Annotated in this window: 7 protein-coding genes; 5 read left to right on the forward strand and 2 right to left on the reverse strand. The window is 46.1% G+C overall.

The window, feature by feature from the left end:
* Position 1 precedes the first annotated feature (1 nt).
* Genes HQN88_RS22610 through HQN88_RS22620 form a run of 3 tightly spaced genes read left to right on the forward strand, consistent with a single transcriptional unit; the run spans position 2 to position 2,549 of the window.
* Positions 2 to 937, forward strand: coding sequence for a sensor histidine kinase (locus HQN88_RS22610; protein WP_173116769.1), 936 nt, complete (start codon positions 2 to 4; stop codon positions 935 to 937).
* A 15-nt stretch (positions 938 to 952) separates the two neighbouring features.
* The gene (locus HQN88_RS22615; RefSeq protein ID WP_173116771.1) at positions 953 to 1,888 is read left to right on the forward strand and encodes an ABC transporter ATP-binding protein; all 936 of its coding nucleotides are present in this window, start codon (positions 953 to 955) and stop codon (positions 1,886 to 1,888) included.
* Positions 1,869 to 2,549, forward strand: a complete 681-nt coding sequence (locus HQN88_RS22620) for an ABC transporter permease (protein ID WP_173116773.1) — start codon at positions 1,869 to 1,871, stop codon at positions 2,547 to 2,549. Before HQN88_RS22615 ends, HQN88_RS22620 begins: the two co-directional genes overlap by 20 nt.
* A gap of 83 nt (positions 2,550 to 2,632) precedes the next feature.
* Here the strand turns inward: HQN88_RS22620 and HQN88_RS22625 are convergent, their stop codons facing one another.
* Positions 2,633 to 8,017, reverse strand: a complete 5,385-nt coding sequence (locus HQN88_RS22625) for an Ig-like domain-containing protein (protein WP_173116775.1) — start codon at positions 8,015 to 8,017, stop codon at positions 2,633 to 2,635.
* A 325-nt stretch (positions 8,018 to 8,342) separates the two neighbouring features.
* Here HQN88_RS22625 and HQN88_RS22630 point away from each other — a divergent pair, with 325 nt between their 5' ends.
* Together HQN88_RS22630 and HQN88_RS22635 are read left to right on the forward strand one after the other, a co-directional pair.
* On the forward strand, positions 8,343 to 8,804 hold the full coding sequence (locus HQN88_RS22630; RefSeq protein ID WP_173116777.1) for a MarR family winged helix-turn-helix transcriptional regulator: 462 nt from the start codon (positions 8,343 to 8,345) through the stop codon (positions 8,802 to 8,804).
* Complete coding sequence (locus HQN88_RS22635) at positions 8,797 to 10,269, forward strand: DHA2 family efflux MFS transporter permease subunit (protein WP_173116779.1); 1,473 nt, start codon at positions 8,797 to 8,799, stop codon at positions 10,267 to 10,269. Before HQN88_RS22630 ends, HQN88_RS22635 begins: the two co-directional genes overlap by 8 nt.
* Positions 10,270 to 10,342: 73 nt before the next feature.
* Here the strand turns inward: HQN88_RS22635 and HQN88_RS38465 are convergent, their stop codons facing one another.
* Entirely contained in the window at positions 10,343 to 12,025 is a 1,683-nt protein-coding gene (locus tag HQN88_RS38465; protein ID WP_173116781.1) for an S-layer homology domain-containing protein, read from the reverse strand.
* Between the last annotated feature and the right edge of the window lie 3 nt (positions 12,026 to 12,028).

Below are 12,028 nucleotides of genomic sequence, written 5' to 3' on the forward strand. Positions count from 1 at the left end.
TATGGACATCGTGTGGCCCATCCTGTGTATCCTTCTTGGGATCATAATCTTCATTCAATTGAAGATCAGAATCGACCAATCGCGTCATCTTCGTTATTTGCAAACGAAACTGACCGATATTCTCGATCAGGAATCCTCAGAGAAAGTTCATATCCATACCAATTCTACCCAGCTCCAGCGCTTACTCATTGCCATAAACCGACTCCTCGATGCCAATCGCAAAGTGGAAGCCGACTATACCCGCATGGAAAATGCGATCAAGAAAATGGTTGCGAACATGTCCCATGACTTAAAAACACCGCTTACGGTTGTGCTGGGTCTGACAGAGACCCTTGCACATGATCTAACGGCCAGCGAAGAGGAGCGGAAGCGACTCTCCCTCAAGGTTCACGAGAGAACGCTCGATATTTTGAATCTGACGAATCAATTTTTCGATCTGGCACGACTGGAATCCGGCGATCGCCCCCTCCCTTTATCCAAAATTAATCTGAGCGAGGCCTGCCGGAACGGCATTCTTTTCTACTACGAAATGATTGAGTCACAGGGACTGGAAGTTGAAGTAACGATTCCAGAGAAGCCGATCTATGCCTATGGTAATTCGGAAGCAATCGGACGAGTGCTGCAAAATCTACTCTCCAACGCCATTCGTTATGGAAACGACGGGGGCATGATTGGCATCACGCTGCGACAGGATGAGACTAACGTCTATATCGATGTGTGGGATCAAGGTAAGGGGATTCATGAGCGCGATCGCTTGAATGTCTTCGAGCGGCTTTACACGCTGGAGGATTCCAGAAACCAGGCCTATCAGGGCAGCGGCTTAGGTCTCACGATTACGAAGCGGTTAGTTGAACTCATGGAAGGGAGTATTTCCCTGCATAGTATTCCCCATGTGAAAACCGTATTTACGGTCCGTTTTCCCATTATCCGCTTTTGAAAGGAATCCCATGTGATGAGCTTTATTCTGCAAACGAAACAATTGTCTAAACGGTACAAAAAAGCCGATGTTGTCTCCGGTGTCAACATGCGCGTGCGTCGTGGCGAAATCTACGGTTTCCTCGGCCCGAATGGTGCTGGCAAAACAACGGTCATGCGTATGCTTACGAATCTCATCCCACCAACTAGCGGAGAAATTGAATTATTCGGGGCTCCACTAACCCCCCACTCTTACGAAACCATGAAACGGATGGGCAGCATCATTGAGTATCCGATCTTCTATGACCATCTGACTGCACGCGCTAATTTGGAGCTGCACTGCGAATATATGGGCTACTATGATAAAAATGCTATCCGCGAAACACTGGATCTCGTTGGACTACCCGACATTGGCAATAAGCCCGTGAAGGATTTCTCACTAGGTATGAAGCAGCGTCTTGGCATTGGCCGGGCCATCTGCACGAAGCCCGAACTGCTCATCCTCGATGAGCCTGTGAATGGCATGGATCCATCGGGGATTCGTGAAATCCGCGATCTATTTCGCATGTTAAGCAAGGAATTTGGCATGACATTGCTCATATCTAGCCATATTTTACAGGAAATTGAGCAATTGGCCGATACGATTGGTGTCATCAACCATGGCAAGCTGCTCGAAGAGGTCTCCATGGAACAGGTTCGTGGAAGACATAACGAATATACAGAGATTGTCGTGACCGATGTACCGCGTGCTGTACTTGTCCTGGAGGATAAGCTTGCTATCGTTAATTATAAAATCATGGACCACAGCGCCATACGAATCTATGATTCCCGCCTTGCACCTGTAGAGCTGAATCGCCTACTCGTGCAGCATGAGATAGGCGTCGAGGCGCTGAACAAAAAGACCCGCTCGCTCGAAGACTATTTCCTCGGGGTCATCGAAGGAGGCAGCCGTAATGCTTTGGAAGCTCATTAAGCTGGAACTGAAGAAAACGAAGTGGCGAGGGCTATTGTTTGGCGCCGTAATCACCAATCTCCTAGTAGCACTATGGGTCATTGGCAGCGACGTGCCGAATAATGAAGTGCGAACCTATGACCGCGTTTTCCAGAGTATTATGAACTACTCCGGCATTACCTTTATCATTTTCGCTTCCGTCCTCATGTCCCGAATGATCATTGACGAGTACCGGAATAAAACGATTACTCTCCTCTTCGCTTACCCCGTGCCTCGAAATATGATTTTCTTGGCCAAGTTGATCATTATCGGAGCTTGGACCTTCGCCACAGAGTTATTTAACAATATTTTCGTGGTGATCTCACTCCTGATTGCCAATTCACATTTTCATTACATGACCGATACGCTGACGCATGATCGGCTGATGGCAGAGGCGATTCGCATGGTCATCTTCGCCTTCACCTGTGCAAGTGTGTCCTTAATCCCACTGTACTTCGGCATGTTTCGGAAGACGATGCCTGCTTTGATCGTGAGCGCATTCGTTCTCGCTAACTCTTCGATGGTGATTGTCAATAACCTCTCTGTCGAAGATGGTTATGGTGTCTTTATGCTAGCAGCCCTGGTATGCTTCACGATCGGGATCCTTATGGCCTACGCGGGTGTGCGTAGGAGTCAATTGTAGGGAGCTGTGCCACGATTCCTCCTAACACAAAAGGCTGGGCCTCCGTAGAATGATCTACGTGCGGCCCAGCCTTCTATTCGTTGTTAGTTAATATGATCTGCCTTAGCTTCTACATAGCTTTCGCTACCATCTGCTTTACGTGTAGATACGTGAGAATGTGTCGCTTCCTCGACTTGCCCGAAGCCCCACGACTGCTTAGTCACATCCGGGAAAGATGGTGTGGCATTATCAAGTGTTCCACGGAAAAGCAGCTGGTTAATCAATGTGACTGCTTCAAGTCGAATAATAGGACTATTCGGTTTGAAACTGCCATCCTCATACCCATTCACTAGCGCATTACGGAATAATCCTTCAATCGCAGCGGCGGACCAGCGTCCTTGCGCATCCGCAAAATGCGGCGTGATTGGGCGAGAAACTTCTAGTTTCAAGAACCGCGTCATCACAACTGCGAGTTCTTCACGTGACACAGCTATATCTGGGCGGAATGTGCCATCATCATATCCAGTAAAGATACCTTGTGTGGTTACAATGTGAATATAACCACTCGCCCAATGGCTCGTTGGAACATCCTTCGCCTGCGCCTTCTGATTCGTTTCTCCACCATTAACTAGTCGCGCAATAATAGCTGCAAGTTCTGCACGCGATAGCGTTTTGCTAGGTTTGAACTGTCCATCAGGGAAGCCAAGAATGAATCTCGTATGATCTAAGTGCTCTCCACGAGTAGAGAATAGCAATAACTGTAGGGATGTTTGCGCCGTGTCAGGATCAAGCAGATCTTTATCAGCGGACTTCCCTGCAACTTTAATTTTCACCAATACTTCGGACTCTTTAATCGCTGGGTATTTCACTTGAACATTAAATGCGCCTTGATCCCCAACTTTTAAATCTCCAACATTCCACACCACAATATGGCCATTCACTACTCCGCCGGCTGCATTCGTAACGACTGCACCCTCTGGGAGTGTTAATGTAACGGTGGCGTTATTCGCCTTTGAAGTACCATCGTTCTTGTATTCTACTTTGACAAATCCTGTACTGTTCTCTTCCTGTCTGCTCTGCGTTATGGATGCATTCACAATCACATTCGGCTTGCCTGTCTCAGGTTTTACATAAACACTGCCAGAGGATGAGGATGTATCCGCTGGAATTGGCGTCATCGCAATATCATGACGTACGATCGTATATTCCACCGAAATAGTCGGACTTGTATAAGTCAGATAACCAGGTGCTGTTACGACCAGATAATAATCGCTTGTCGGGTAAACCATGTATGCGTACTGCCCGCCATCCTTACTTGTTTGCGGATTCGCATTATCATTCGGAGCGAAGCCGGGAATCCCTGGAAGTACAACCTGTGTATTCGGTACGATATGATTGGTCACGTTTCTCGGTGTATTCGCATAGTAGAGAATAACATGTGCGCCATCAATCAAAGCGTGCGTTTCTGCATTGGTAATGTCCCCGTAAGGATCAATTAACTCGTCCAAAATGTTCAATTCACCATCAGAGGAAACCTTCACTGTAGGCAATGTGCCTGTATTATCAAGCACATTAATAATAATTTCCTTGTCAGCACCATGATTTTCTTCATCTGGAATCATATAAACAATGGCAAGTTCGTACACCTTGTCTCTTGTCAGACCCGGGACGTTAAAAACACCCTGATTAGTTAAAGCGAATGAGCTTGCACCGTCTACCGTAACGTAAGTATTGGTAACGGGATCCCTTAGTTTAATGCGGATCTGTCTAGCATAATTTTGATCATCTACGTTGTTCTCATCTATCGTTTTCTTCTGTCCATTCGTTTGTTGCGTCACTAGGATACCCGTTAGTGTTTTATTGGATTCAAACACCTCACTACCATTACCCGTGACAGCACCAACATCAACTTTTTGCTTGAAGGAGAAATCCTTGGTCTCATTCCCTATTTGAACAGACTTAACAACCTCGATGTCGTACTGTACGTCACCTCTAGGAACAGCAATGCTGTAGCTACCGTTCTCATCTGTCACGGCTTCTGCAGCGAAATCGATCGTGCCATCACCGTTAAAATCCTTTGTCACTTTGACACGTGTACCAGGGACAATAGAGCGCACGCCATCTTTCGTTGTGGCAATAATACCAGATATGGAAGCTGGTTCAAAAGTAACGATAATTTGCTCCTGTGCATAAATTTCGCGGGCTTCATCGTTCGCAGTTGCTGTTACTGGAATATTCTGCGAAAGGATCCCTTCAATTTTAACAGATTGGTATTGGATTGTTGCTTTGCCATTTACATCCGTGAGCACAATTGGCGAGCCAATAAATGTGCCAAATTCAGCCGTGAAAGTCACCGGCACGCCTTGGAGCGGATTGCCATCCTTATCTGTCAGAACCGCTGAAAGCGTTGATTTTGTATGGCCATCTCCAACAATGGAGCTAGGGTTTGCTTTTAGTTTAAGAATATATTTTACAAGTTCAAAATCTGCTGTAACTGTCGTTTGACCTGCAACTGTCGGAAGCGCATCAATAATTCGGTTCCTTGCTGCATAACCATCCTTCTCTACGACAACGCGATAGTGTGCGGTCGGTACATCCGTAAACTGATAGTGCCCGTTCACATCGGTGTCAATCGAACCTTTTAGAATTGTGCCCGTAGGGTCGTAAAGTGACACTTTACCACCTACGATAGGCGCATGCGTATCGCGGTCTGTGACCGTCCCAGCGATCGTTACCGCACTCACAACTTCAAACTGGTTGTTCGCCAGTTTCGCTTCCGGCTCTGCCGGTAAATCAAGACCATTCTTCTTGGAAACAAAGATTGCGTTATGGGTGCCTGAAGTTACCGTTGAAGGTAAACGATATGTGACTGCTTCCCACAACTTATAACCATCCGTATTGAAGCTCGTCGGATTCGCTAATACGAGCGTTACTTTATCGTTGAGGGCAAAATCAAATGTAGCTTCCACCGAGGTGGCTTCTAAGGCTGTAATTGCAGACAACTTTAATGGACTATTTGGTGCCACGACCCATTTCGATGAGGATTCTAAGACGCTTCGCCCACCTACCCAGCCTTCAAGTAATGTGACATTCAGTGTCACCGTTGCTGGTTCAGAATCGACACGACCATCATTTACTTTATAACTAAAACTATCCGGACCGTTATACCCCGCTGTCGGTGTATAGGTAAATCCGTTCCCATCGAGTGTTAGCGTTCCATGGGTTGGCTGGGTAACGATAATATACGTTAACTGGTTACCATCCGCATCATGCCCTCCCAGCGTTTTAATCAGCGAGGTACCAGCTTCAACGGAATAGGTTGCGCTTGTTGCCGTTGGGGCATTGTTAGCTGGAGTTACGGTAAGTGTCACCGTTGCTGGTGCAGAGTCCACACGACCATCATTTACCTTATAACTAAAACTATCTGGACCGCTATATCCTGCTGTCGGTGTATAAGTATAACCGTTCCCATCGAGCGATAGTGTTCCATGGGTTGGCTGGGTAACGACACTATACGTTAACTGGTCGCCATCCGCATCATATCCTCCAAGCGTTCCGGTCAGCGCGGTACCAGCTTCAACGGAATAGGTTGCGCTCGTTGCCGTTGGGACCGTGTTCTCTGGGGTTACCGTCAATGTCACGGTTGCTGGTGCAGAATCTGTAGAACCGTCATTCACTTTATAACTAAAACTATCTGGACCGCTATATCCCGCTGTCGGTGTATAAGTATAACCGTTCCCATCAAGCGTTAGAGTTCCATGGGTTGGCTGAGTAACGACACTATAAGTTAATGGGTCGCCATCCGCATCATATCCTCCAAGCGTTCCGGTCAGCACATGATTAGCTTCAACAGAATAGGTTGCACTCGTTGCCGTTGGGACCGTGTTAGCTCGTGTCACGGTAAGTGTCACTGTTGCTGGTGCAGAATCTACTTGACCATCATTCACTTTATAACTAAAACTATCCGGACCGCTATATCCTGCTGTCGGTGTATAAGTATAACCGTTCCCATCAAGCGTTAGAGTTCCATGGGTTGGCTGAGTAACGACACTATAAGTTAAAGAATCGCCATCTCCATCATAGCCTCCCAACGTTCCTGTCAGCACATGATTAGCTTCAACGGAATATGTTGCGCTCGTTGCCGTTGGAACCGTGTTACCTAATGTTACGGTAAGTGTCACGGTTGCAGGGTCGGAATCGAGAAGTCCATCATTCGCTTTAAATGTAAAGCTGTCAGAACCTGTATAACCTGCTGTCGGTGTATAGGTGTAGCCTCCATTGGTTTGCATCACGACTGAACCATGGGTAGGTTGTGTAACAACCGTATACGTTAACGCTTGTCCCTCAGCATCCGTTGCACTCACTGTACCACTGACCGGGATGCCCACTTGCGTTGCATTGTTGCTGCCCGAAGCCACTGGTTTCGTGTTGGTTCGGATCGTCGTATCCGTTGCCGTCGTTGCAGGATTACCAAAGCTATCCGTTACATCCGCATTGACGGTAATGGTACCGTAGGCATACGATGACAAGTCCAATGGCAACGTGTAAGTACCAGTGTTAGTAACCGTTGTTGTGTAATAGCCTACTTTATTTGACGAATCTTTAACTGTAAGTGTAACGGTCCTACCGTTTCCGGCTGTTGTAGATCCAGATACTTGTACAGCTGATACTTCGCTAGGTGATAATTTGCCATCTCCGCCATCATCGATGCTCAGGCTAATCGTGGGAGCAGCGGTATTGCTAGTCGTTTTATCTGTTGTAAAAGTTCCGCCCTTAGCACCAAAATTAATGGAGAACTGTCTGTTAGATACTGTACCAATATTGCCTATGACAACATTCATTGTGCTAATTGGTGCGGTATAGTTAAGAATGACTGAAGCGGTGTTCTCAAATTCTCTACCATCCAAAGAAGTACTAATTCCTGTAAATCTTGTTCTGCCACCAGTACTAGCACTGACTGTTAATCCTGTTGGATTATTGACCGTGTAGCTGGCGAAACCACTTAATTCTACAAATTCCTTTTGCGTAGAGCTATTACCGTCAATATCAATTACAGTCACAAAAAAGTTCTTGAGCTGGATAGAATTTCCTGAACTATGCTCGAAAAAATCGAACTTCAGGGTCAAGCTTCCAGTGCCCTCACTTGTCGTAACGTTAGGATTCAAGCGATTATTTAGCACACCTGTATCTGGACTATCCAGAACATTGCTAGCAAGTGAGGCTCCATTCTTTTCCTCAATCGTTACCTTCGCATCAATCTGCACACCACCCACTGTAATGACATTCGTGTACAGATACACGGCCCCTTGCGCGCCATCCGTGCCTGAAACTTTAGTTGGTGTTCCAAAGTTCATTGCATTACTGTTAATGTCGACCACATTGGTTGTTACCGCTGCCTCTGCAGCAGGGACGAACATTCCTGCCAGAAAAATTAGTAAAACAAACAGCACTCCTAATTTTTTATAACTCCTACTTCCAACTTTAAACATCTTTCTGAACGCTCCTCTCACTATTAAATTCAAATTTATATAAATAGATCTCAAGACCTAAAAAACGAAAAGAAAACGATGGTGATCCTTGTCGAAGAATAGTTCTTTATAACTATACAACAATGTTTATAGGAATATCTAGAAAAATTATTTAAATGATTACGCGGGATTTCCCACTAAATATTGACTGCATGATGTCCATCTCACTGCTCAAACTAGGACAAACAACCATATTTATCAGTTTGACAGTACTTTATTTGTGCTTCTATAATAGTTCGTATACGAATTATTCGCCCACGAAATTTAATTGAAGGAATGAATGAACATGGACGATCAGCAGCAACAGCGTACACTCGAAATCATTCACTCCGCACGAGAGGTCAAACAAGCCTTTCATCAGGTGATGAGTAAAGCTTACCAGCATTTGAATATCACACCGATTCAATCATTCGTCCTTCGCAAGCTGAGTGAGAAACCTGGCATAACGCTATCGGAGTTAGCCGAATACATTCAATTGGGCAAAAGCACGACGAGCGGCATTATCGATCGCATGGTCAGAGATCAACTGGTATCCCGCGAACAATCCAGCACAGACCGCCGGTCAGTCATCCTTAAGCTGCTAGACAAGGGCGAACTGTTGCTTCAGCGTGTCCGAGAAAACCAAGTGGAGCGTATGTCCCCGCTTTTACAAATGTCCGACGATGAAATCGACAGTTTGCTTCGTATTCATCAAAAAATTGTGCGCATCCTGAACCAAGAACTGGAGGAAGATTCTACGTATGAGTAATGCAGTTACGAACACCCTACGAAGAGGCCCGATTGTCGCATCCTTGCTGATCGCGGCGTTTGTTGCCCTATTAGCTCAAACCTTATTGAATGTTGCCTTGCCGAGCATGATGAAGGACTTAAATGTCAATGAAAACACCATTCAATGGTTGATCAATGGTTATATGCTTGTGAACGGTGTTCTCGTTCCTGTCAGCGCATTTTTAATCTCTCGCTTTACAACCCGAAACCTGTTCTTATTAGCAGCTGGGTTTTTCGCACTTGGTACGATTATTTGTGCCTTCGCTCCAGGCTTCAGCCTTCTGTTAACTGGGCGGCTCGTTCAAGCCGTGGGGGCAGGTATTCTCATGCCTCTGATGAGTATTGTATTCCTGACGATTTTCCCCGTTGCAGAACGTGGGAAAGCCATGGGGCTTATGGGCCTTGCGATGATTTGTGCACCTGCAATCGGCCCTACGCTGTCTGGCTGGGTAGTTGAGCATCATTCTTGGCGCGTTCTGTTTTATATCATCCTGCCATTATCTTTAATTGCTTTCATCTTTGGCGCTGTTTCTATGAAAAATGTCATCAAAACATCTACGCCTAAATTTGATGTGCTGGGTGTTATCTTCTCCACACTTGGCTTTGGCGGTTTGTTATACGGATTTAGTGATGCTGGATCTGATGGCTGGGGCAGCACAACTGTCGTGACTTGCTTGATCGTCGGTACAATTTCCTTAATTCTGTTCGTGTGGCGGGAACTTACTGCTGAGAAGCCTCTTCTAGAGCTTCGCGTTTTCAAGTACAGCATGTTTTCCTTAACTACTGTCATTAATGTCATTATTACGATGGCGATGTTTTCTGCTATGGTCTTGCTGCCGATCTTCTTGCAAAATATCCGTGGATTCTCACCATTGGATTCTGGGCTACTACTTCTGCCGGGTGCCATTCTGATGGGCATTATGTCCCCTGTGACGGGTATTATTTTCGACAAAATCGGAGGACGCTGGCTCGCAGTCATCGGTTTGACGATTACAACGATTACAACTTACGAATTCAGTCACCTTACTGTTGATTCTACGTATTCCCATCTCATGCTGATCTACACGCTTCGAATGTTCGGGATGTCCATGCTGATGATGCCTATTCAAACAGCGGGCTTGAATCAACTGCCAAGACGTTTGAACGCGCATGGTTCGGCAATGTCCCAGACACTGCGGAATGTCGCGGGTGCGCTAGGTACAGCGTTGCTGGTTACAATTATGACGAACACAGCAACTTCTCGCGCGAAAGACCTTGTTGTATCAGGCAAAATCGATCCAAAAGACGCGGCAGCTATGGCCGACGTTACGCATCATGCCACGGTATATGGGATCAATTTCTCCTTCGAAATCGCAACGTGGATGACGCTAATTGCGCTAGTGCTTGCCTTCTTTATCAGGAAGACTTCACCGACCGAGGAACCTACTGTTGAGAAAGTAGCGTAACGAAGCGAGGTTTCTAGCCAAATAGAACGACAAAAAGGTCATCTGCGAAGATGACCTTTTTGTCTATGTCTGATTAGTTAATGAATTGCGCGTATTGCAGCAATCTCTTCAGCATAACAACCGCTTGTGCACGGCTAGCATTTGCTGATGGAACGAATGTGCTATCCGTCATACCGGAGATAATTCCCGCTTTCACGGATTGTGAAACGGACGTCTTCGCCCAATTACTGATTTGTGAGTTATCATTAAATTTGTTCAATAATTCCGCTTGGCCTTCAACTGTTTTACCAGCTGCGCTTAATGCTTTCGCCACCATAACCGCCATTTGCTCACGCGTGATCGGCGCGTTAGGTTGGAAAGAACCATCTTCAAAACCGCTCACTAGCTTAGCCTCCACAGCAGCACCAACGGCACCTGCGTACCAATCCGCCGCACCCACATCATTGAATGAGGCTGCTCCTGCATTTGACGTCAGAGCCAACGCACGTACGAGCAATGTTGCAAATTCAGCGCGAGTGATATTCGCTTCCGGAGCAAATCCTGTATCGGTTGCACCACTAACGACCAGCTTGGAAGCCAGCAATTCGATGTCCGACTTTGCCCAATGCCCTTTGATATCATCAAAGGATTTGAACGATGTAATCACGGCATAAATACTGTTTCCGTTTCTTTTGATATTCGCATCTGTTGTTCCATCCGAATTCACCGTTAACACGGTAGGTACGAAAGAAATTTCCCCCGTAATTGGATCATACAGGACACCCGTTGCATTTTCAGGCTTAATTGTTCCTGAATACACAATTTGTCTCTCTACGTAGACGCTGCCAAAGTTGTTCACATCGACTTTTTTATTGTTACTTTCAGCTGTAATACTGAAATCAACAGAATGCCCTAACGAGGTAGCGCCTTCTTCTGCCGCACTCTCTTGAATCTTCTTCTCAATGTCCGTCCCCATTACCGAAATATTAAGGTGAAGAATCACACTTGAACTGTCGGTACCTAGGGATTTAGCAAGGTTTGCAAGATCTAGCACGGATAGAGGAAGTAAATAAGATTCCTTACCGGAATAAATGCGGATTAGAGCATCAGGCGCACTCTTCAAGCCTTCTAAAAGTACAGAAGCTGGAATATCAATCGTTGTCTTACCGTTTGCTTCAACCGCACCGATTTTGATCGCGATAATTTGCTTGTCTTCAGTCTTACCTTGATTTTTAAGCTGCACAAACGCATCGCCTAAAAATTTGTTATCAATCGTCACGGTTGTCGTAGACTTCCCGTCAGGACCTGTCACTTTGTTCGATTTAATGGCATCGGAATGGATTTCGACATTGTTAGGAGTTACCGTGTTGCTGGCAACTGGGCCACCACCGCCTCCGCCTCCGCCAACAACGACTGGTGGCGCTTTAACAATAAATTCTTCGGTATCTACCGTATCTCCATATCCCGCAACCACTTTATATGTGCCTGCCAGTTCGCCGGTTCCCACAATGAACGAGTCGGTGAAAGTGCCATTCGTCACCTTAGGCGTATCGAAGAAGAACACACTTCCCGTTGGACCAATCACCTTCAAGATAACTTCCGCATTCACGGATGTACCAGAAATCGTTACTGTTCCGCCTAGGGTTATCGCTGTAATTGGCGCGATGGTGACTTGTGACACTGGGTTTGCGAGTGCAGATATAGGCGCTATGGCTGTACTTGCGAGTGCTATGGATAGAGCTATCGATGAGCTCAGAATCAGCTTTAAGGGTTTCACTGT

This window comes from Paenibacillus qinlingensis, assembly GCF_013204845.1.
Lineage (GTDB): Bacteria > Bacillota > Bacilli > Paenibacillales > NBRC-103111 > Paenibacillus_E > Paenibacillus_E qinlingensis.